Below are 21,547 nucleotides of genomic sequence, written 5' to 3'. Positions count from 1 at the left end.
TCCGGCCGTCACTTTCCGTGATCCAAAGGCCACCGTTTCCCTATTTCGAGTTACGGTCAATTGTCGAGCTTGAGGAAAACACGGTGGATTTCCGAGGGTTTCTGCGTAATCATGGGAACGGAAGGGCGGATTTATCTAAAATTTCATTGGTAACAGGGAAGTCTCGGCCCAGACCAGTTCGTTAGGGACTGCGTGGCGCACCACTCACATTCCAGTCGAGTGATTTCGAGAGACCCTTCGGGGCCTCTCGGCGAAAACCCCGCAATTCCGCGGCATTCTCGCGCGCCAGCCTAAAAAGTCAGGACAGAGACCGTTCGGATTTCGGCGAATTCTCTGATTTTCGGGCCTCCGTCTCAGGTGGCGGAAAAACTGTCCTGAGATTGTCTGGGGGCTGGAACGAAAAGAGGCGCGCTTGCGGCGCGCCTCGATCACTTTTATGTCGCCGTCAGAGCCTGATCCGAAATTAAGTTGAGTGGTATCAGCAAGTTAGCTTGACGCTAGCGCCAGTCGTTGATTCAGGGGTTTTGCAACAAACTTCCGGAGATCGACGATGTGGACCGATACCACTCGGGCGCAATATGCCCGTACAGAACTGGCTTTGCCAAGCGATTTGACCGATGCCGAATGGGCGGTGCTGGAGCCCTTCTTTCCGCCGCCCTCGTCGGTGGGACGTCCGCGCAAGTGGCCGCTCAGGCGCATTATCGAGGCGATTTTGTATTTGCTGCGCGGCGGGCTGCCGTGGCGGATGCTGCCGCCGTGCTTTCCGCCCGTCTCGACGGTGCGGCGCTGGTTTTATCTGTGGCGCGACAACGGCCTGTGGCTGTCGCTCAATCATGCCCTGCTGTTGATCGGGCGGGAAGCTGTAGGCCGCGAGGCTTCGCCGAGCGCCGGGGTGATCGACAGCCAGAGTGTGAAGACCTCGGAAAGCGGCGGGCCTCGCGGCTATGACGCGGGGAAGAGGATCAAGGGGCGCAAGCGCCACATCCTGACCGACACCGACGGCAATCTGGTCCATGCCGTGATCCATACTGCCGATATCCAGGATCGCGATGGCGCGCCGTTGGTGCTGGCCGAGATCGTCCGTCGCTTCCCGTGGCTGCGCCATGTCTTTGCCGACGGTGGCTATGCGGGCGAAAAGCTCAGGGATGCCCTGCGCCGCATCGGCAAATGGACCGTCGAGATCGTCAAGCGATCGGATACGGCAAAAGGCTTCGTCGTGCTGCCCAGGCGCTGGGTCGTCGAGCGAACGCTGGCTTGGCTCAATCGAAACCGGCGCCTCGCCAAGGACTTCGAACAAACCATCGCTTCCGCAACCGCATGGCTCTTCATCGCTTCAATCCAGCTCTTCACACGAAGAATCGCAAAGCTAGGAAATTACGCCCGATAATTTTGAATCAGGCTCTCAGAGGAAGCCGAGCATCCGACGTTGCCCAGTCCAATCCATCGGTAAGTCGCTGGCCCGGAGCAGCGCGCGGGTAGTGAGTTCCACGGGCTGCCGACCTTCCAAGATCGCTGTCACGATGTCTGGCGCCAGGAAATTGAGCCGGGCCATTCTGACGGCATGCGACTTTGCTGTGCCCTTCATAGGCCCAGAGAGAAGTTGCTGATGGGCGATACGCGCCTGACCAAGAAGCTGGATCAGGCGGTCGTCGCGCATCGCAGGTCGAGCTTCGGGTGCGGCATAAATGAGCTTGAGCTCATGCCCGCGCCGCCGCATCTGAACTTCGACATCGATCGAAATTGGTCCCTCCGGTGCGACGTCACCTGTGCAGGCCAGCTGCTTGAGAAGTTTGCTCGCCTCGATCCGGATCGAGATTATATCCTGTCGCACGACGAGGCGTGCCCCGAGACCATCGAGCAGTCGGCTAAAGGATGCGGCGTTAGTCACCTGGTCAGCCAGCTTGCTGCAGACCGCTTTCAGCCCTTCATTCGCTTTCAGGGCTTCACCCAGCTCAGCGGACAATCGGAGCTGGTCATTAAGGAACCCAGCTAGCTCCCTCTGGATGATCGTTTCCAGATCGAGGGCGGGTAATCGCCAAGCAGCTTCTGCATGGTGGGCGCTGGTCTGTGATACATAATATCGATAGCGGCGGTTGCCGCGATTCCCATGAGAAGGCCGCATCGACCGTCCAAGGCCATCTTCAAGAAAACCATTGAGCGGGCTGGGCAGGCTCTTGCGGGGCCGCGGAGCGTTTGTTGCCTTATCGAAGAGCCTTTGGTTAGCTTCCCACAGATCCGGCGAGATTATTGCCTCATGCTCCCCCTCATAAACCTGTTCCCCGTGGCGAACCTGACCGATGTAGATCATATTCTGCAGCAGGTATCGAAGAGCACTGTCGCCATAGGCGATTCCACCCCGGATGCGCCCGTCCTGCATTCTCTGCAGCTTAGATCGTATCCCTTCGGCTTCTGTCCGCCGTCAGCGCCAATGGCACAGATTTGAGGTTGTGATGTAAGGAGGATTTGGGCTTCGTCGTAGTGACGAAGGAACGAAGATGAAGCCCAAATCCTCAAGCGTAAAATCGGCCCGCAAACCCAAGGCGTCGGCCGAACAGGTGGTGAAGGATATCCGGCGCGCGACACGCCGGCATTTCTCGGCGGAGGACAAGATCCGCGTGGTTCTGGAGGGCTTGCGCGGCGATGACAGCATCGCGGAGCTGTGCCGCAAGGAGGGCATTGCCCAGGGCTTGTATTATACTTGGTCAAAGGAGTTCATGGAGGCCGGGAAGCGTCGGCTGGCGGGCGACACCGCCCGTGCCGCGACGAGCGGCGAGGTACAGGATCTGCGCCGTGAGGCGCGTGCCCTGAAGGAGGCCGTCGCCGACCTCACGCTCGAAAACCGGCTGCTGAAAAAAAGCATGATCGCGGATGGGGGAGACCCCGAATGAGGTATCCGGGATCCGAGAAGCTGGAGATCATCCGCATCGTCGAGCAGTCGCACCTGCCGGCGAAGCGGACCCTCGACCAGTTGGGCGTCGCGCGGCGGACCTTCTACCGATGGTATGATCGCTATCTCGAAGGCGGCCCCGAGGCGCTGGAGGATCGTCCTTCCGCGCCGAGCCGGGTCTGGAACCGCCTCCCCGGCGCCATTCAGGACCAGATCGTCGAGATGGCACTGGAGCAGTCCGATCTGTCGCCCCGCGAACTGGCGGTGCGCTTCACCGATGAGAAGGACTATTTCGTCTCGGAATCAACGGTCTACCGCCTGCTCAAGGCGCATGACCTGATCACCAGCCCGGCCTTCGTCGTGGTCAAGGCGGCCGACGAGTTCCATCGCAAGACCAGCCGCCCGAACGAGATGTGGCAGACCGATTTCACCTACTTCAAGATCATCGGCTGGGGATGGATGTACCTCTCCACCGTGCTCGACGATTTCTCGCGCTACATCATCGCCTGGAAGCTGTGCACCACGATGCGGGCCGAGGACGTGACCGACACGCTGCAACTCGCGCTCGAAGCCTCAGGCTGCGACCACGCCACCGTCAGGCACAAACCAAAGCTGCTCAGCGACAACGGACCGAGCTACATCGCCGGCGAACTCGCCGACTGGATCAAAGCCCATGACATGAGCCATGTTCGCGGCGCTCCGCTACATCCCCAGACCCAGGGCAAGATCGAGCGCTGGCACCAGACCCTGAAAAACCGCATCCTGCTGGAGCACTACTTCCTGCCTGGCGATCTCGAACGGCAGGTCGAGGCCTTCGTCGAGCATTATAACCATCGCCGCTATCACGAGAGCCTCGACAACGTGACACCGGCCGACGCCTATTTCGGCAGGGCCGCCGCCATTATCGAACGGAGGAAACGCATCAAGCGAAAGACCATCGAACAGCGACGCTTGCTTCACCGCAAGCTCGCCGCCTAAACATCAACCCCAGACGAGGCCCGATCTCCTCTTCTCTGCGCAACCATCTGCGCCAAATGTCCCGACGACGGACAGTATCCCTTCGGCTTCGAGCTCATCGGCCAGTTCTCGAACTGATTTCAGCTCAGCATGTCGGGTGAAAATATGCCGGACAATCTCTGCTTCCTCCTCATTGATGAGGAGCTTTCGTTCATGGACGTCATAGCCGAGGGGCACGGTGCCGCCCATGAACATGCCTTTCTTCTTCGATGCGGCAATCTTGTCGCGGATGCGCTCGCCGGTTACCTCGCGCTCGAACTGGGCAAAGGAGAGAAGGACGTTGAGCGTAAGCCTGCCCATGCTGGTGGTGGTGTTGAAGGCTTGGGTGACAGAAACGAAGCTGGCGCCGTGGCGATCCATGACCTCGACGATGCGGGCGAAATCAGGCAAAGCGCGGGTAAGTCGGTCGATCTTGTAGATCACGATGACCTGGATCCGACCGCTCTCGACGTCGGCCAACAGGCGCTTGAGGGCAGGGCGCTCCATCGTCCCACCGGAATAGCCGCCGTCGTCATAGAGGGTGGGGTCGAGCTGCCACCCCTCATGGATCTGACTGGCGACATAAGCGGCGCAAGCCTCGCGCTGGGCGTTGAGGCTGTTGAAAGCCTGATCGAGCCCTTCGTCGGTCGACTTCCGGGTATAGACGGCACAACGAACCTGTCGGATGCTGGTAGAGTTTGCTGAGAGAGTCTTTGGTCCACGCTTAGCCACGAGCCGATGCTCCTCTCGATGGGGGAGCGGGTCGTCGCTTCAGGCCGAAGAAGCGAGGCCCCGACCAATGAGCGCCCGTGATTTCGCGCGCTATGTGGGACAGCGACGCGAAACGCTGGCCATTGAAGCTGAAGCCGTCCGCATCGACCATGACAGTGTGGAGTTTGCCGTTCCACTCACGCAGAAGGCGCGATCCCGGCTTCAGCCGGATTTCGGGCTCAGGGAGCGGCGTGACCCCCTCGGTGACAATGTCGAGCATACGCTGGGCCTGCGCCGGTAGACCGCCCAACTGCTGCTCCTGCAGCCGATATGCTAAGACCCGGCAGAGTAATGATGGCGGTATGTCGGGTGCCTCCTCTTTGAAGGTGGAGAACCACTCCTCGCGGAGCTGCGCCGGCGACATCGTCGCCAGCGCAGCCAGACCCTGGTCGAGCTTGCTGTTCATCAGTCCGCCTTCGTGATGCGGTAGACGCTACCCTTCGGGGTCGTCGTCCGGTCGATCGCATAGCCCTTCTTACGCAGGCCGCTCAGCATCGCGCGTGCCGAGTGCGCAAGCCAGCCGGTCGCTTCCATGATCTGGTCGAGCGATGCCCCCGACTTTCGGTTCAGCATCTGGACCACTTTGGCCTGCTTGCCGCCCGACCTCGTTGCGACTGGGGCGGCAGCGGGTGGCGGTACCATCTTTGTCGTCGGCTTCTTTATCGTCTTACGACCGCTCCGGATCGGCTTCATCTCGGGATGGTCGGGTGCGGGGTCGTTGATATCGACCGTCTCGCGGCCGGCGTCATTGATGACGGCGCCGAACATATGCTCGTCATCAGCACGCCAGCTCATCTTCGGATCGCTGACTTCGAACTCGTCCGCCTGGCCCCGGCCGATGATAATACCGACCGCGTCGCGGATATGGATGTCGTACTGAGCGATATGGGCCGGTGCCGGCAGGATGAACCCGCCTTCGGTTTTCGCAGCAGAGGTCAGGAGGATGAGCTGCAGGTCTTCGAGATCGGGCTTGAGAGCCATGAGGTGGTTCCTTTTTCAAGGAGCGGCACCAGCGCCGCTTCCACCACCTGAAGCCCGGCGGATCAGCCTGCCGGGTTAACGTTGCGGGCTATCGGCGCCCGCGATTCACAAGATGACCAATGCTCCGTTCCGACCAACAGTCGAGCGAATAGTGCATTGGCAAAGCTGGATTTCTCATTCTTTCAGGGCGGCAGCGATCATCGCAGCCAAGGTCTCTTCGGCCCGACTGCGAACTGCTGGGTCTTTCGAGACAAGGTCCTGTCGAAGCCATTCTGGGGCGTGTTGAACTGCGCGGGCGATCTTGGCGCCGGGGTCATCTCTTGTCATCGCCTTGCATGTGAGGTGTCGGGTGAGCGTCCGCAACCGCTATGTCAGCTTTGCGCCCTTATTCCGTTGAAAAACTCGGCTGCGGGAGCGTTTGGGGTGTGCTCGGCGACGGATGCGAGCGACGTTCCGCGCCGTTCAGGCCAGTGCCGGCCTCGCCATGGGGATGATCTTGGCCATTTTCCGCAGGTTTTGGGCTGCGGCGGCTAGGTGGAACTCGTCCCTTGCGCTATTTGGACCGCGCAGGCGCAGGCGATCGAGCTTCAGGATGCGCTTGAGATGGGCGAACAGCATCTCGACCTTCTTCCGCTGGCGGCGTGACACAAGATAGGCGTCGGTGGTGGCGATATCACGGGCCAGGTCGCGCGCACCTTCGTGGATCGATCGGGTGACCTTGCGAGCGGGCATGTTCGGCGTACATTGTTGCCGGAGGGCGCAGCTCTGGCAGTCCTGCTGACGCGCGCGATAGCGGATCGACCCGTCCTTATCGACGCCTTTGCGCGGCGTGCTGAAGTTGCGATTGGAGCGTCGCAGACGGTTGCCGCCCGGGCAGGTATAGCTGTCGTCTTCATGGTCATAGACGAAGTCGGCGCGCTCGAAGCTGCCGTCGTTCCGGGCGGACTTGTCGAAGACCGGTATGTGCGGCTCGATGCTCATCTCCTCGACCAGCCAGGCCAGGTTGGGCGCCGAGCCATAGGCGGTATCGGCCACGAGGCGCTCTGGCCAGATGCCGAAGCGCTCCTGCGTCCGCTCGATCATCCGGCGCTGGGCGGTCACTTCGGCCTGCCGCACCGACGTCGTGGCCTCGACGTCGACGATGACCGCGTGGTCGAGGTCGATCAGATAGTTGGTGCTGTAGGCGTAGAAGGCGGCCTCGCGCGTCGCCGCTGTCCAGCGTGATGCGGGATCAGTAAGGTTGATGCGCTTGGGCGTGACCGGTGTCGCACCCCCGAACGCTGCATCGTCGAGCACGTCCAGATACTCAGCGACAGCGCGGCCGACCGCTTCAGGCGGCAGGCCTTGTCCACCCGGCACCGACCGCTGGCGCTGCACATCAGCCCGGATGAGGCTGGCATCGACCGCGAAGCCCTCGCCGCCAACCAGTCCGTGGGCGATGCAGCGCGCGACCGTCATTTCGAACAATTGCCGCAGCAGGTCGCTATCGCGGAAGCGGCCATGCTGGTTCTTCGAGAAGGTCGAGTGATCGGGCACATCGCCTTCCAGACCCAGGCGGCAGAACCAGCGATAGGCGAGATTGAGATGGACCTCGTCGCACAGCCGCCGCTCGGAGCGGATGCCCATGCAGTATCCGATGATCAGCATCCGGATCATCAACTCCGGATCGATCGAGGGCCGCCCTGTCTCGCTGTAGAAAGGCCGCAGGTGCTCCCGGATATCCGACAGGTCCACGAACCGGTCGATCGAGCGTAGCAGATGATCCGGCGGCACATGCCGCTCCAGGCTGAAACTGTAGAATAGCCCGTCCTGCGCTACCGTCCGCTCGCCCATCATCGGCTCGTCTCCGCTAACCCAAGACGATTGAATCAGGACACCAACGCTACTTCAAGATCGAGTTTTTCAACGGAATACGCCCAACGTCAGACGTTGAGGACCGTGAGCGGTGATTCCGAAAGCCGCCGTTCGTTTCTGGCGTTCTCCGCGCTGGCGCGAATGACCGAGGCTGGAGGGCAGAGCCGTCATTTCCGCCGACGTCGCCAAATGCCGGCTTGTGCCAACAGCCGAAATTTACCGTTTGGCCGCATCGGCTTTGTTTAGACGAGCGAGGCTCCGCTTCGAACCCGCTCACCTGAAGCGATTGGGAGAGGGCGACGTGACGACCGATCTTTCCCGGCACGTAAGTCAAGCGTCTGATTCCTCAGCCTCCACCCATCCCGCGATCGAGAAGGGCTGGTCCCACGGCTCCAGCATTCTTGGGAACCTGACGCATCGGCCGGTCTCGCCCGACTCCATCGCATAGGCCGAAGAACTGAAGCGTTCGGGCACCTCGTCTCGGTCCCGCGCGGCAAAAAGGTGGAAGGCGGCGATGGCCCGCTGGCTAGCTTGCGGGACACATTGCCACCGTTCAGCTGCTCGATCGGTCACGCCGAAGTCCGGCAGCATCGGCCGTTATTTTTGCTTACTTTAATTTGTGAGCCTGTCCGAAGATAAATTTGTATACAAATAATGGTGGCCAGTTTAAGGATCGAATCCGAGAGGGAGGGGAGTGGTTTGGCGAAGATCGAGATCGTAGAAGTTGGTCCCCGCGATGGACTCCAGAACGAGTGTGAAGCCGTTTCTACGGCAAATAAGCTCGAATTGATTCAGCGCTCCATTGCGGCGGGCGTGCGCAGGATCGAGGTCACGAGTTTCGTCAATCCGCGTAAGGTGCCCCAAATGGCGGATGCCGAGATGCTTATTGCGCAACTGCCGGATCATGCCGATCTTGTGTACATTGGTTTGGTTTTGAATGACCGGGGTGCCGATCGCGCGCTTAACACCAAGGTGCACGAACTGGGTGCGGTGTGCGTTTCGTCGAACAGCTTCGCCATGCGCAATCAGGGGCAGACGAGCGCAGAATCGCTGCAGGTCGCCCGGGGCATTGTTCGCAGGGCCATAGGAGCGGGGCGGCGGGCTCAGATCACGATCGGCGCTGCTTTTGGTTGTCCGTTCGAGGGGGAGATTCGTCCGGACCATGTGCTGGACATGGCGAAGCGCGCCGCCGACGCCTATCCGAGCGAGATCGTGCTTGCGGATACGATTGGCGTCGCGGTGCCGGGTCAGGTGACCGAGGTGATCGGGATGGTACGCGAGGCAGTCCCGGGCATGCCGGTGCGTTGCCACTTTCACAACACCCGCAACACCGGGCTTGCCAATGTCTGGGCGGCGGTCGAGGCGGGTGCGTCGACAATCGACGCCTCACTGGGCGGGCTTGGGGGGTGTCCCTTCGCGCCGGGCGCAGCAGGCAATGTCCCCACCGAAGACGTACAATATCTGCTTGAGCGCTCAGGTGTGGCGACGGGGCTTCACCTCGGCGGGCTGATCGACGCGAGCCGCTGGTTCTCCGGCGTGATGGGCAAGCAGCTTCCCTCCATGGTCGCCCAGGCTGGCGACTTTCCCCGTGCAGTGTAGCATTCGGAGCATCTGAACATGACTTATCGTCTTGGCGTCGACGTTGGCGGCACCTTCACCGATCTTTTGCTGCTGGAGGAAAAGTCCGGCGCCTTCTGGCGTCACAAGACTCCGTCGACCCCTGCAGACAGCTCGGTCGGCATTCTCAACGGCGTGACGGCGATCTGCGAGAAGGCCGGGATCACCCCCGCCGATGTGGAAGTACTCCTGCACGGTACGACGGTCGCGACCAACGCGGTGTTGGAAGGCAAGGGCGCGCGCGTCGGCCTGATCGCTACCACGGGCTATCGCCAGATCATGCAGATTGCTCGCAGCTATGTGCCGGGCGGGCTGGCCGGCTGGATCATCTGGCCCAAGCCCGAACCGCTGGCGGCGCTGATCGACACGTTTGAGATTGCCGGACGGCTCGACGCGCGCGGGGGGGAGATTGCCCCGACCGATGATGCCGAAATCCGCGCCCAGCTCGAAAAGCTCAAGGCCAACGGCGTCGAGGCGCTGACGGTCAGCCTGATGAACGCTTATCTCAATGGTGCTCATGAGCGGCGGGTCGCCGAACTGGCGGCGGAGATCATGCCCGACATCCCGGTGTCGCTGAGCCACGAAGTCCTTCCCGAAATGCAGGAATATGAGCGGACGCTGACGACCGTCGCCAATGCGGCGGTGCGCCCGGTGGTAGGACGCTACCTCCGCAGCCTGCGGGCCAAGCTGTGCGAGAGTGGCATGGCGGGGCGGCTGTCGCTGCTCCGTTCGGACGGAGGACTGATGTCGTCAGAAATGTCGGAGCAGCATCCGGTATCGCTGCTGATGTCGGGCCCAGCGGGGGGCGTGACGGGCGCGCTCTGGGTCGGCAAGAATGCTGGCATCAGAAACATCCTGACGCTCGACGTCGGCGGCACCTCCACCGACGTCGCGCTGATCGAGAATCTGGAGGCTCGCCGCGTGCGCACGACCGATGTCGGCCATCTTTCAGTCCGCGCCTCCGCGCTCGACGTGAAGACGGTCGGCGCGGGGGGCGGTTCGATCGCCTATGTGCCCGAACTGACCGGTGCGTTGCGCGTCGGCCCGCAATCGGCGGGCGCGGTGCCGGGACCGGTGGCCTATGGCAAGGGCGGCACAGTGCCGACCGTGACCGACGCCAATGTCGTGCTCGGTTATCTGCCTGAGGCGCTGCTCGGCGGCACCTTCAAGCTTGATCGGGAAGGCGCCAAGGCGGCGGTCCAGACGATCGCCGACGCGCTCGGCATAGGGCTGTTCGAAGCGGCGCGCGGCATCATCGACATCGTCAACGAGAATATGTTCGGCGCGCTGCGGATGATCTCGGTCCAGCAGGGCTATGATCCGCGCGACTTCGCGCTGATGGGCTTTGGCGGCGCCGGACCGCTCCACGTCAACGCGGTCGCGCGTCTGATGGGCAGCTGGCCGGCGGTGTCGCCGGTCTCGCCCGGCGTGCTGTGTGCGCTCGGCGATGCCACCACCCGCACCCGCACCGAAACCGCGCGTTCCTTCTCGAAGCGCTTCGCCGATACCGGCGAGGCGGAGGTGATCGCGATCCTGGAGGAGATGCGCGAGCAGGTCGAAGCGCAACTCGTTGCCGACGGCGTTCCCGCCGCAGAGATCAGCAGCCTGTTCGAGATCGACGTGCGCTATGAAGGCCAAGCATTCGAAGTGCCGCTGGCGATCGACCCAGAGACGCTGCGCCGCGACGGGCTGGCCGGGGTGATTGCGCGCTTCGACGAAGAGCATAAGCGCCTCTTCACCTTCAACATGGAAAGCCCGCACGAACTGGTGAACCTACGGGCCGTGGCGATGGGCGAGCCGCTTGATCTGCCCGCCGCCGAACTGCCGCGGGGCGATGGCGACCCCGTAAAAGCGAAGCTGCGCGATCACGAGATGTGGCTTGATGGCGAAGTGCGCCAGGCGGTGATCTACGACCGCGCCAAGCTGGAGCAGGGCGACGTCATCGTGGGCCCCGCCATCGTCATCGAGATGGATTCGACCACGCTGATCGAGAACGGCTGCATCGCCACGGTCGACCGGGTCGGTAACATCCTCATCAACCTTGCCTGAAGGGAGCAGCGAGATGCCCGCACAGATCATTGAAACTAACGCGCTGCCCTTCGCCGCGCGGACCATCGACCCCGTCACGTTGGAAGTCATCGAGAATGCGCTGCGCAATGCGCGTATCGAGATGGACGCGACGCTGGTGCGAACCGCGATGTCGCCCGGCATCCGCGAGCAGGGCGACGCATTTCCGCTGATTGCCGACCATAAGGGCCGGATGATCGTCGGCCAGTTCGGTTCGTTCATCGACGGCTTCCTGCGCGGTTATGACGGCACCGTCGAGGAAGACGACATGTTCCTGATGTCCGATCCTTATTCGGTCGAAGGGGCGATTAGCCATTCTAACGACTGGATGGTGCTGTTGCCGGTGTACCGGGACGGCCGCCTGCTCGCCTATACCGCCATGTTCGGCCACCAGTCCGACATTGGCGGCAAGGTACCCGGATCGATGCCGATCGACGCGCAGTCGATCTTCGAGGAAGGCGTGCGCATCCCGCCGGTCAAGATTTACGCCAAGGGTATCTACAACGCCGACTTGATCCGTCTCGTGCTGCATCAGTCACGCACCGCCGATTGGTGCGCGGCCGATCTCAATGCGCTGATCGCGTCCTGTCGTGTCGCCGCGCGGCGTGTACAGGAAATGGCCGATCGCTTCGGCGAGGATCTTTATGTCGCCGCGACCGGCGAGCTACTCCAGCGCAATTATCGCGCCATGAAACATTTGATCGCGACGTCGATCGGCGAGGCGCCGGTCAGCTTCGAGGATTTCATCTGCGACGACGGCATGGGCTTCGGTCCCTATCGCATCCGCTGCACGATGCACCGCGAAGGCGAGAAGGTGATCCTGGATTTCGACGGCACCGATCCGCAGAGCCCGGCGGCGATCAACTTCTATCTCAACGAGAACATGTTCAAGATGTTCTTCGGCATCTATATGATCATGGTCTTCGACCCGCAAATCCTGTTCAACGACGGCTTTTACGACCTGATCGAGGTGCGCATCCCGCAAGGATCGCTGCTCAAGCCGAACTATCCCGCCGCGCTGTCGGGACGGACCCACGCGCTGGGCCGTATTTTCGATATCCTCGGCGGCTTGCTCGGCCAGAAGACTCCCCAGTTTCTCAACGCCGCCGGCTTCTCGTCGAGCCCGCACCTCTTCTATTCGGGGCGCGACGGCGAAGGGAAATGGTTCCAGCTCTTCCAGATCGGCTTCGGCGGCATTCCGGGCCGGCCGATGGGTGACGGCCCCGACGGCCATTCGCTGTGGCCAGGCTTCACCAACGTTCCGAACGAGTTTCTCGAACGCTATTTCCCGTTGATTATCGAGCGCTACGAAACCGCGCCAGATTCGGGCGGGCGGCTCCATCGGGGCGCAATGGCATCCATATAAGCTACCGCTTTACTGCCCCCGGCGTCATCGCCATCCATGACGACCGCTGGTTTACCAAGCCCTGGGGGGTCAATGGCGGCAAGCCGGGCGCACGGGCGCGCAAGATCCTCGAAAAAGCCGATGGCACCCAGACCATCATCGGCAACAAGCTTGAAAACATGCCCGTCGAGGCAGGCGATTTACTCCATTTCATCACCTGGGGCGGCGGCGGCTGGGGTGATCCGCTCCAGCGTGACCCGGCGCTGGTGGCCAAGGAGGTCGCACAAGGACTCGTCTCCGTCGAAGGCGCGCGCGCTTATGGCGTGATCCTCGATGACGGCGCGGTCGACGAAGCCGCCACGGCAAGGCTGCGCGCCGAAATGACCTCAGAAGGGCCAGCGCCTTTGTTCGACTATGGCGGCGTGATCGAGGATCTGCGCGCGTCCTGCGAAAGCGAGACCGGGCTGCCAGCCCCCAGCCAGCCCGTCTGGGCCCATCTCGCGACCGCGGCGGAGTAATGTCGATGAATCACGCAGCGAACCGCGGCGCGCTCAGCGACATCCGTGTCGTCGAACTGGGTCAGCTCATCGCCGGCCCCTTCTGCGGCCAGTTGCTCGGCGACATGGGCGCCGAGATCATCAAGGTCGAGCCGCCTAGTCAGGGCGACCCGATGCGCAGTTGGGGCCATGGTGATGCCAAGCTTTGGTGGGAGGTCGTCGCCCGCAACAAGAAATCGGTGTCGGCCAATCTGCGCGTGCCAGACGGCCAGGAGATCGTCCGCCGGCTCATCGAGCATGCAGACATCCTGATCGAGAATTTCAAGCCCGGGACGCTGGAGAAATGGGGCCTCGCGCCAGATGTGCTCCATGCCATCAATCCACGCCTGATTATCGTGCGCGTATCGGGCTATGGTCAGACCGGCCCCTATTCTGGCCGCGCGGGCTTCGGTGGGATCGGCGAGGCGATGGGCGGCTGGCGCGCGATCGTCGGCGATCCGGATCGTGCTCCGAGCCGCATGGGCGTGTCGATCGGCGACAGCCTCGCCGCGACCTATGGCTGCCTTGGCGCGCTTGCGGCGCTTCACGCTCGCGAACGCACCGGCAAGGGGCAGGTTGTCGATAGCGCGCTCTATGAAGCTGTCCTCCAGGTGATGGAGAGCCTGGTGCCCGAATATATGGTGTCGAACCACGTGCGCAAACGCACCGGATCGGTGCTCGAAGCGGTGGCGCCATCCAATGTCTATCCCTGTTCGGATGGCGAATATCTGATCGGTGCCAATCAGGACGCGGTCTTCGCACGGCTCTGCACGGCGATGGGGCGTCCAGAACTCGCTACCGACGAACGCTATGCGACGCATGTCGCGCGCGGGCGCAACCAGCGCGAACTCGATGATCTGATCGCGGCGTGGACCTTTACCAAGACAGTCGAAGAGGTCGAGGCGCTGATGGTCGAATATTCGGTGCCGGCGGGAAAGATTTTCACCGCTTCCGAAATGCTGGCCGATCCGCACTTCGCTGCCCGCGAGGCGCTGGTCGAGGTTGACAGTCCGCGCTGGGGCAAGTTCAAGATGCAGAATAGCTTCCCGAAGCTGTCCGATACGCCGGGCTCGATCCGAAGCCTCGCGCCTGCCGAGATCGGTCAGGACAACCAGACCGTCTACGGGGCCATTCTCGGCATGGACGATGCCGAGATCGCGCGTCTGAAAGCCGCCGGCGCAATCTAGAGGGGACGCGCGATGCAGGATGATCTCGACAGCAACTATCGGGGCGCTTTCGACGGACATCTGTCATTCGGGCGGGCGCCGGCCCTGCTGATCGTCGATCTTGCGGTCGCCTATGTCGAGGAGGGCTCGCCCTTATTCATCGGCACCGACGCCCCGCTGGAATCCAATCGGCGGCTTATCGCCGGCGCGCGCGCCACCGGCACGCCGGTGATCTTCACGAGAGTGGAGTACCAACGCGGCGGGGCCGATGGCGGGCATTTCTTTCGGAAGGTGCCGGCGCTGCGCTGCTTCGAGACTGGATCGCCGCTGGGCGAATTCCCGGCCTCGGCGTCACCCGAACCGGGCGATATCGTCGTCACGAAGCAATATGCGTCGGCCTTCTTCGGCACGTCGCTTGCCTCCAGCCTGAACGTGATGGGAATCGATACGTTGCTCATTACCGGTTTCTCGACTTCCGGATGCGTGCGCGCCACCGCGCTCGATGCGCTCCAGCACGGCCTCGTGCCTTTCGTGGTCAGCGATGCATGCGGCGACCGGCACCCCGCGCCGCATCAGGCCAATCTGTTCGATCTGCAGGCCAAATATGCCGAAGTCGTCGATGAAGCCGAGGCGCTTCGTCTGCTTCGCAACGACGTGAATTGGCCCGAGCGTGTGAGCAACGTACCGTTATGACCGGTCCGCGCACGCTTTATCAGAAGATCTGGGACGACCATCTGGTCACGCGCCGGGACGACGGAACCGATCTGATCTGGATCGACCGCCATCTGGTGCATGAGGTGACGAGCCCGCAGGCGTTCGAGAGTATGCGTCTCGCGGGGCGCATGTTGCGGCGTCCGGACCTGACTCTCGCAGTGCCCGATCATAATGTGCCGACTATCGATCGTGACCGGCCTAATCCCGATGCGGAATCGGCGGCCCAGATCGACCTGCTCGTCCGCAACTGCGCGGAATTTGGCGTCGAACTGATCGCAATGGATGACGGGCGCCAGGGCATCGTTCACGTGGTTGGCCCCGAGCAGGGCTTCACCCTGCCCGGTGCAACGCTGGTCTGCGGTGACAGCCACACCGCCACGCACGGCGCGTTCGGCGCGCTGGCCTTCGGGATCGGCACCTCGGAGATCGAGCATGTTTTCGCCACGCAGACCCTGTTGCTGCGGCGGTCGGAGAACATGGAGGTCCATATCTCCGGATCGCTTGGCTTCTCGATCAGCCCGAAGGACGTCGCACTGGCCGTAATCGGCCAGATCGGTACCACCGGGGGCACCGGCCATGTCATCGAATATACCGGTCCGGTCATCGACGCGATGTCGATGGAAGGCCGAATGACCCTGTGCAACATGGCGATCGAAGCCGGCGCCAGGGCAGGGCTGATCGCCCCCGACGAGACCACCTATGCTTATCTGAAGGGCCGGCCTCGCGCGCCCAACGGCGAAGAGGCGGTGCTGGCAGAGGCGCATTGGCGCACGTTGTACAGCGACGCTGGAGCGGCCTTTGCACGGCGCGTCGAGATCGACGGGAGCGCAATCGCCCCGCTGGTGTCCTGGGGGACATCCCCCGAGGATGTGGTTGCGATCACTGCTGCCGTGCCCGATCCCGACGGCTTCGCAGATCCGGCTAAGCGCGAAGCGGCGGCGCGGTCGCTGGACTATATGGGGCTCGTGTCAGGCCAGCGGCTTGAAGATATCGAGGTCCAGAATGTCTTCATCGGTTCGTGCACGAACAGCCGGATCGAGGATCTGCGCGCCGCCGCGCAAGTCGTTCGGGGTCGCCAGGTCGCCGCCAATGTCCGCCAGGCGCTCGTCGTCCCCGGGTCGGGGCTGGTGCGACGTGAGGCTGAAGCCGAGGGGCTCGACCGGATATTCGTCGATGCGGGTTTCGAGTGGCGCGAGCCGGGATGTTCGATGTGCCTCGGCATGAACGCCGACCGGGTCGGCGCGGGCGAACGCTGCGCGTCGACGTCCAATCGCAATTTCGTCGGCCGGCAGGGAGCGGGCGCGCGCACGCATCTCCTGTCCCCGGCGATGGCCGCTGCCGCGGCGATATTCGGCCGTCTTACCGATGTCCGCCAGATAATCGCCTAGCGGCGTTGCATAATACGGAGTCAGGACGCGATGGATAGCATTTCGATATTGCGCGGCCCGGCGATCCCGCTGGGTTTGAAGAATGTCGATACCGATCTGATCATTCCCAGCCGCTATCTGAAAACGGTGACGCGGCATGGGCTTGGCAAAGGCGCCTTTTCGGCGCTGCGCGAGGACCCCGACAATCTTTTCAACCAGCCGCGCTATAATAATGCTCCGATCCTTATCACGGGCGATAATTTCGGCTGCGGGTCCAGCCGCGAACATGCCCCGTGGGCGCTCGTCGATCTGGGCATCCGGGTCGTCATCGCGCCGAGTTTCGCCGATATCTTCGCGGGCAATGCCTTTAAGAACGGCATATTGCTCGTGGAATTGTCGCAGCGCTACATCGATCGGCTGCTCGCCGCGGCGGATGCTGATATCCTAGTCGATCTCGAACGTCAGATCGTCGCGACCAGCTATTGTGACGAGTTCGCCTTTGAAATCGATCCGTTCCGGAAGCGCTGTCTTCTGGAAGGCCTGGACGAGATCGATCTGACGCTTTCCCTCGGGAATGCGGTCGATTCCTATGAACTCTGGCTGGCCGCAAACCGGTCCTGGCTCGGGGCCCGGCGTCACTGACACCACTGCGGCTTCGTTTCCTGCCACATCATATCGAAAGCCTCTTGCGGAGCTGGCGGATCATGGGCAGGCCTGACGGTAACCCGATGGATGCTCGCAAGAGTGCGCAAGGGTAATATCTGCTGTCGAGCTTTGGCCGATGGGCCGGATCGTGGATGGAATAGGGCGGCTATGTCTCGAGCGAGCGATCGGGCTTATGATATCATCAAGAAGCACATAGTTGGCGGGGAACTGGCCCCGGGGACTCAGCTGAAGGAGGAGGAGCTGGCGCAGATGTGCGGTGTATCCCGCACTCCTGTGCGGGACGCGATGCATCGGCTGGAAGCCGAAATGTTCATCCAGCGCACCGACAGCCAGCGATCCTTCGTGAGCAAATGGTCGACCGACGATATCAACGAACTGTTCACGCTGCGGCAGATGCTGGAAAGCCACGCCGTGAGCCGCGCTGCCGATCTTGTCACCCCCGAGGTGTTGCTAAAGTTGCACGCGAACAATGATGCGATCAGCGCGGCCATCGGCCAACGCGATCCCGATGTCGACGCGTTCCTGTACTACAATGCCGAGTTCCACGGGCTTATCATCGAGGCCGCTGCGTCCGACCGGCTGGCGACGATGATAAACCGGCTGGTGCTGCAGCCGATCGTGCACCGCACGGCAATGCGTTACGGTCGCGAACAGCTCGAACGCAGCCTTGCCGAACATGTCGAGATCGTCGCAGCGCTCGATCGCCGCGACCGTGATTGGGCGTCATCGGTGATGACGTCCCACATCCGGCGCGCCTTCCACGTCTATCTCGACGACTATAAAATGCTGCTTGGCTGATGACCGCCGGCCTAGGTCACGGCGCACCGTGGCCCAGGCTGCGTCGTCTTATGCCTTGCGAAGCTTTTCTACGCTTGCCGCCAGCGGGATGGGATAGCTCGGATTGGGATAGGTGATGCACAGATGGCGGAACGGCTCGTCCGAGAGCACTCGCCAGACGACCCGGCACCCGCGCGGCAGCAGATAGACCGAGCCCGGTCCCGCCACGACCTTGCCCGTCTCGATCATCAGAGGCGGCAGATGATATTCGATTTCGGCGGTGCCCGAGACGACATATTGCACCTCGTCATGCGCCAGCGTCCATGTGATGTCGCTGCCGCGAACGAAGTCCTCGTAATTGACCTGGCAGGCTGGCTCGTCGATGCCCGTATTGACCGCGCGGAATTTCGATCCGGGATGGAAAGGGAATTCCAGGTCGGGTGCATCGTCCAGGTCGGCGTCGACGCAGTTGTAATGCGCGAATTTACTCCAGCTTATCCGGTCCACGATATTCTCCGCTTTAAGGATGAAGACGCGTTCAGCGCAGGCCGAGCGCGCCGGGGTTTATGCGCCGTTCGGGATCGACGACCGTCTTGACGCCCTCCAGCAGACGGGGCAGCGCCTCGTTATTCATGATGTCCATGAACGGATAATATTTGCCGATCTGGAGATGGAGCCCGCCCAGGCCGTCGAACAGGTCGCGCAACTCGTCGCGTAGCCCCAGGGCTACGGCGCGACGAGCCTCGTCGGCGGAAATGTCCTTCCACTTTTCGGCAAACTCCGGCTCAATCAGCGACAGGCGGAAGGCGCCCAGTTCGTCGCGCCAGTAGAAGCTGGGCTCGATGACGAATTCGGGGCCGGAGAAGCATGTGAGATAGGAGGTCTTGATGCCACATTTCTCCATTAGTGGCTTGCGCTCCGCGAGGAATTTCTCGGTGGCCTCGGCAGCGGCTATGGCGCGGCTGAGCGGGAAATAGCCATGGACGGGAATCCAGACCTCGCCTTCCGAACCGAGCAGGATCGTCCGCACTCCGCCGAACGGCGCATTGCGGAAGACGGTGGGTATGGTGTTGACCATTTCCGCGCCGCCCTCTTCCGCGCAGATCTCGGCCGCGAGGTCGGTATGTTCGGCGGCGACCGTGGCGGTTAGCCCGTCCAGGGTCATGTGCAGTGAATAGGGGACGTCCTTAAGAATCTTGCGGCCGCCGAGCGCGACCTGCGCAGCGCGCTTGAGCCCTTTCAGGCCGCCTTTGCGCGCAATCTTGCCGACCAGCGACAGGCCTTCCTCGAAGGTGATGCCCTGCTTCTCGAAGCCGGCGTTGTAATAAGGATCGAAGCCATAACATTCGGAAGCGATGCCGAGCCGGGCGATCCGTACCTGCGCGGCGAGCATCGCGGCGAGGCTGTCGAACTTATAGGAGAGATAGCCGGTATGCTGCGGGGTGGTGACCAGGCGGAGCGAGGCAACCGCCTTCACGCCCATCGCCCCAGTGTCGGCAGTGAACAGCCCGGTTACGTCGGGGCCGAAATGACGCCAGAAGGGTTTCGAATTCTTGTGCGCCCACGAACCTGTCGTCAGCAACGAGCCGTCTGCCATGACGACCTTCAGGCCGACGACGCTTTCGGCGGCCGTGCCCATCGTGCCTGATCCGTGGAACAGGCTGTTCTGCGAAAGCGCTCCGCCGACGGTAGCGTACATGCCCGACAGCGGACCCCAATAAGGGGTGCGGACTCCGTGCGGCGCAAGCGCCTCGTACAGGTCCTTCCAGGTGCACCCGCACTCGACAACGACATACATGTCATCGGTGTTGATCTCGAGGATGCGGTTCATGCGGCGCATGTCGACGAGCAGCGTTGCGTCTTTTTCAGGGGTGTAGCCGCTGGTGTAGGACATGCCGCCGCCGCGCGCGACGACGTTCAGCCCGGCGCGCGTGGCGGCCCCGACGGCCGCGGCAAGCTCCTCGACGTTGGCTGGCTGGATGACCGCCTCGGCGGTCTTGGTGGGACGGAAGCTGAGATCGGCCGAAAAAAAGGCGCGGTCGGCGGGATCGGTAAGAAGGTGAGTCGCGCCAACGATATCCTCGAGTTCACCGAGAATAGTGGCGTCACTGCCCGTTCCACCCGTGCCAGTTGCCATCGTCGCCATTTCCATCTCCCAATTTTGTCTGTGATATATGTATACAAAAAAGATCGACTGGCAAGCTGCCTGATGCAAGATGCGAGATCGTGACGTGTGGCTTGGCGGTCGGCTGTTGCTGCGCTAGACCGTTGATATGTCCGATATGCCTGCAAATGCTGCGCCTCTCGCCGAAGAATCGGCCGCCTCATTGGTCAGCTTCGTTGTGGATTCGATCGTCGATGGGGTGATGAAAGGGCGCTATGCGCCGGGGCAGCGCCTGATCGCCGCCGATCTGGCAGAGGAATATCAGGTTAGTCGCGCTCCTGTTCGCGAGGCTTTGCATGTATTGGCTGGCGAGGGAGTCGTGGAACTCATCGCCAACCGGGGCGCGCGTATCCGGCGTCTGAGTGTCAAGGAACTGGTTGATTTCCTGGAATTTACCGAAGCTATCCTGGTGCTCGGCGTGCGGCTCGTTACGGCGCGGATGAACGAGCCCGATTGCCGTGCGGTAATTGCCGCCGCCCAGCTGGAACTGGAGGGCAGTCGTGATCGCGGCGCGCGTGACTTCGTCTTTGCCCTTTATCAATATCATGTCGGTATCAACATGATCGCGGGCAATGAATTCCTCGAGTTTTTCTATAGGCGCCCGTATATCCGATTCTATACGCTGCTCCTGGCGGATCTGGTGCCGGGTGATCATGCGGATCAATTCGTTATCAACTATCGCATGATTACCGAAAGTATCTTGTCCGGTGATGCACATACTTCGGTCACGATGTTCGTCAGTCATATTCGATGGGTATTGCGCAACATGCGGGCCGAAGGTCGCAGCTGAGGGCTTGGCAGTTCTGACGGAATTGCATACGATCTCTGGCACGATCGGAGATGGCGTATGATCCTTAGAGGCTTTGCAGATAGCCGGGACGGGCAGATACATTACCGGACCGGCGGGGCGCCGGATGCGCCGGTGGTCGCTTTCTTCCACCAGACCGCATCATCGAGTGCGATGTGGGAGCGGGTGATAGAGCGGCTGGCCGGCGATTTCCGCTGCATCGCCTTCGATACGCCGGGCTTCGGCGCCTCGTTCCAGCCGGAATCGATCCCAGATCTCGTCTATTGCGCCGATCGCATCGTTGAGGCGCTCGACGATCTGTCGATCCCGAGCGTGCACGCTTGCGGCCATCATACCGGCGGCTGTGTCGCGCTCGAAGTTGCGGCGCGCTATTCTGGCCGGTTCGACTCCCTGACGCTGATTGGGCCGGTGGTCGCGAACGAGGCGGAAAAGGCAGAGTATCGCAAGACCTTCGTGCGGCCCTTCACGGTGGATGCGGAAGGAGCCTTTCTGCGGACGGCCTGGGATTATCTGCGGATGATCGGCGCGGGCGCCGATTTGGATCTGCACCTGCGCGAGATGGTTGACCACCTCATCGCACACCGGACGATGCCGATGGCATTCGGCGCAGTATGGGAGCAGGATGTCGAAGCCCTGCTCAAGGCCGTGAACGTGCCGCTGATGCTGATGTGTTCCGAGACCGATGTCCTCTGGCCGTTGTTCGAGCGGGCCTGCGCGGTACGGCCCGATGCAACGCGATCTATCGTCGGGGGCTGGGATTTTCAGCCAGATCGCGACCCCGATGGGGTGGCCGACGCGCTTCGCAGATTCCTGACCGGCAAATAGGCCCGG

19 protein-coding genes and 2 pseudogenes are annotated in these 21,547 nt (G+C 62.1%); 13 read left to right on the top strand and 8 right to left on the bottom strand.

Annotated elements, in window-relative coordinates; translation table 11 throughout:
• Nucleotides 1-550 precede the first annotated feature (550 nt).
• Nucleotides 551-1,387, top strand: a complete 837-nt coding sequence (locus tag HRJ34_RS17735; protein ID WP_208631555.1) for an IS5 family transposase — start codon at nt 551-553, stop codon at nt 1,385-1,387.
• Between the two features lie 15 nt (nt 1,388-1,402).
• On the opposite strand, the gene HRJ34_RS17730 is transcribed toward HRJ34_RS17735, so the two are convergent.
• Nucleotides 1,403-2,398, bottom strand: a complete 996-nt coding sequence (locus tag HRJ34_RS17730) for a recombinase family protein (RefSeq protein ID WP_264319431.1) — start codon at nt 2,396-2,398, stop codon at nt 1,403-1,405.
• A 97-nt stretch (nt 2,399-2,495) separates the two neighbouring features.
• On the opposite strand from HRJ34_RS17730, the gene HRJ34_RS17725 reads away from it, so the two are divergent.
• A protein-coding gene (locus HRJ34_RS17725) for an IS3 family transposase (protein WP_150289884.1) occupies nt 2,496-3,865 on the top strand; the annotation gives its coding sequence in 2 pieces (ribosomal slippage) (nt 2,496-2,850 and nt 2,850-3,865; 1,371 coding nt in all).
• 3 nt (nt 3,866-3,868) lie between these two features.
• Here HRJ34_RS17725 and HRJ34_RS17720 read toward each other — a convergent pair.
• From HRJ34_RS17720 to HRJ34_RS17705, 5 genes are all read right to left on the bottom strand, one after another.
• A complete protein-coding gene (locus HRJ34_RS17720; protein ID WP_226948840.1) occupies nt 3,869-4,615 on the bottom strand; it encodes a recombinase family protein in 747 nt (248 codons plus the stop codon).
• Nucleotides 4,608-5,060 (bottom strand): DUF2924 domain-containing protein, encoded by a 453-nt coding sequence (locus tag HRJ34_RS17715; protein ID WP_208632017.1) that lies wholly within the window; start codon nt 5,058-5,060, stop codon nt 4,608-4,610. The genes HRJ34_RS17720 and HRJ34_RS17715 overlap by 8 nt, the downstream gene beginning before the upstream one ends.
• The gene (locus tag HRJ34_RS29230) at nt 5,060-5,635 is read right to left on the bottom strand and encodes a DUF3489 domain-containing protein (RefSeq protein ID WP_226948839.1); all 576 of its coding nucleotides are present in this window, start codon (nt 5,633-5,635) and stop codon (nt 5,060-5,062) included. The genes HRJ34_RS17715 and HRJ34_RS29230 overlap by 1 nt, the downstream gene beginning before the upstream one ends.
• Nucleotides 5,636-5,809: 174 nt before the next feature.
• The gene (locus tag HRJ34_RS29555; RefSeq protein WP_319025627.1) at nt 5,810-5,962 is read right to left on the bottom strand and encodes a DUF6771 family protein; all 153 of its coding nucleotides are present in this window, start codon (nt 5,960-5,962) and stop codon (nt 5,810-5,812) included.
• Between the two features lie 135 nt (nt 5,963-6,097).
• Nucleotides 6,098-7,471: a transposase gene (locus HRJ34_RS17705; protein ID WP_208632016.1), complete on the bottom strand. Its 1,374-nt coding sequence runs from the start codon at nt 7,469-7,471 to the stop codon at nt 6,098-6,100.
• Nucleotides 7,472-8,143: 672 nt separating this feature from the next.
• Between HRJ34_RS17705 and HRJ34_RS17700 the strand changes: the two genes are divergently transcribed.
• From HRJ34_RS17700 to HRJ34_RS17665, 9 genes and pseudogenes are all read left to right on the top strand, one after another.
• Nucleotides 8,144-9,088 carry a hydroxymethylglutaryl-CoA lyase gene (locus HRJ34_RS17700; protein ID WP_208632015.1) on the top strand — a complete coding sequence of 315 codons (945 nt, stop codon included), beginning with the start codon at nt 8,144-8,146 and terminating at the stop codon, nt 9,086-9,088.
• Nucleotides 9,089-9,106: 18 nt separating this feature from the next.
• Nucleotides 9,107-11,155, top strand: a complete 2,049-nt coding sequence (locus HRJ34_RS17695) for a hydantoinase/oxoprolinase family protein (protein ID WP_208632014.1) — start codon at nt 9,107-9,109, stop codon at nt 11,153-11,155.
• Nucleotides 11,156-11,168: 13 nt separating this feature from the next.
• A pseudogene (locus HRJ34_RS17690) lies at nt 11,169-13,036 on the top strand (hydantoinase B/oxoprolinase family protein).
• Nucleotides 13,037-13,041: 5 nt separating this feature from the next.
• Nucleotides 13,042-14,241: a CaiB/BaiF CoA transferase family protein gene (locus tag HRJ34_RS17685; RefSeq protein WP_208632013.1), complete on the top strand. Its 1,200-nt coding sequence runs from the start codon at nt 13,042-13,044 to the stop codon at nt 14,239-14,241.
• A gap of 12 nt (nt 14,242-14,253) precedes the next feature.
• A complete protein-coding gene (locus HRJ34_RS17680; protein ID WP_208632012.1) occupies nt 14,254-14,913 on the top strand; it encodes an isochorismatase family protein in 660 nt (219 codons plus the stop codon).
• Complete coding sequence (leuC, locus tag HRJ34_RS17675; RefSeq protein WP_208632011.1) at nt 14,910-16,322, top strand: 3-isopropylmalate dehydratase large subunit; 1,413 nt, start codon at nt 14,910-14,912, stop codon at nt 16,320-16,322. The genes HRJ34_RS17680 and leuC overlap by 4 nt, the downstream gene beginning before the upstream one ends.
• Nucleotides 16,323-16,352: 30 nt before the next feature.
• The gene (leuD, locus tag HRJ34_RS17670) at nt 16,353-16,943 is read left to right on the top strand and encodes a 3-isopropylmalate dehydratase small subunit (protein WP_208632010.1); all 591 of its coding nucleotides are present in this window, start codon (nt 16,353-16,355) and stop codon (nt 16,941-16,943) included.
• Between the two features lie 90 nt (nt 16,944-17,033).
• A pseudogene (locus tag HRJ34_RS29645) lies at nt 17,034-17,252 on the top strand (GntR family transcriptional regulator); the annotation flags it as partial.
• Between the two features lie 21 nt (nt 17,253-17,273).
• Entirely contained in the window at nt 17,274-17,765 is a 492-nt protein-coding gene (locus HRJ34_RS17665; protein WP_404947175.1) for a GntR family transcriptional regulator, read from the top strand.
• Nucleotides 17,766-17,813: 48 nt separating this feature from the next.
• Here the strand turns inward: HRJ34_RS17665 and HRJ34_RS17660 are convergent, their stop codons facing one another.
• Together HRJ34_RS17660 and HRJ34_RS17655 are read right to left on the bottom strand one after the other, a co-directional pair.
• Nucleotides 17,814-18,251 carry a cupin domain-containing protein gene (locus HRJ34_RS17660; RefSeq protein WP_208632008.1) on the bottom strand — a complete coding sequence of 146 codons (438 nt, stop codon included), beginning with the start codon at nt 18,249-18,251 and terminating at the stop codon, nt 17,814-17,816.
• Nucleotides 18,252-18,282: 31 nt separating this feature from the next.
• Entirely contained in the window at nt 18,283-19,890 is a 1,608-nt protein-coding gene (locus HRJ34_RS17655) for an FAD-binding oxidoreductase (protein WP_208632007.1), read from the bottom strand.
• 127 nt (nt 19,891-20,017) lie between these two features.
• Between HRJ34_RS17655 and HRJ34_RS17650 the strand changes: the two genes are divergently transcribed.
• Together HRJ34_RS17650 and HRJ34_RS17645 are read left to right on the top strand one after the other, a co-directional pair.
• A complete protein-coding gene (locus HRJ34_RS17650; protein ID WP_208632006.1) occupies nt 20,018-20,698 on the top strand; it encodes a GntR family transcriptional regulator in 681 nt (226 codons plus the stop codon).
• A gap of 57 nt (nt 20,699-20,755) precedes the next feature.
• Nucleotides 20,756-21,541: an alpha/beta fold hydrolase gene (locus tag HRJ34_RS17645; protein WP_208632005.1), complete on the top strand. Its 786-nt coding sequence runs from the start codon at nt 20,756-20,758 to the stop codon at nt 21,539-21,541.
• The last annotated feature ends 6 nt before the right edge of the window (nt 21,542-21,547 follow it).

Origin of the sequence: Rhizorhabdus wittichii (assembly GCF_017607425.1) — a bacterium.
GTDB lineage: Bacteria > Pseudomonadota > Alphaproteobacteria > Sphingomonadales > Sphingomonadaceae > Rhizorhabdus > Rhizorhabdus wittichii.
The sequence above is the reverse complement of the archived record's forward strand: the minus strand, read 5'-3'. Positions and strand labels throughout refer to the sequence as shown.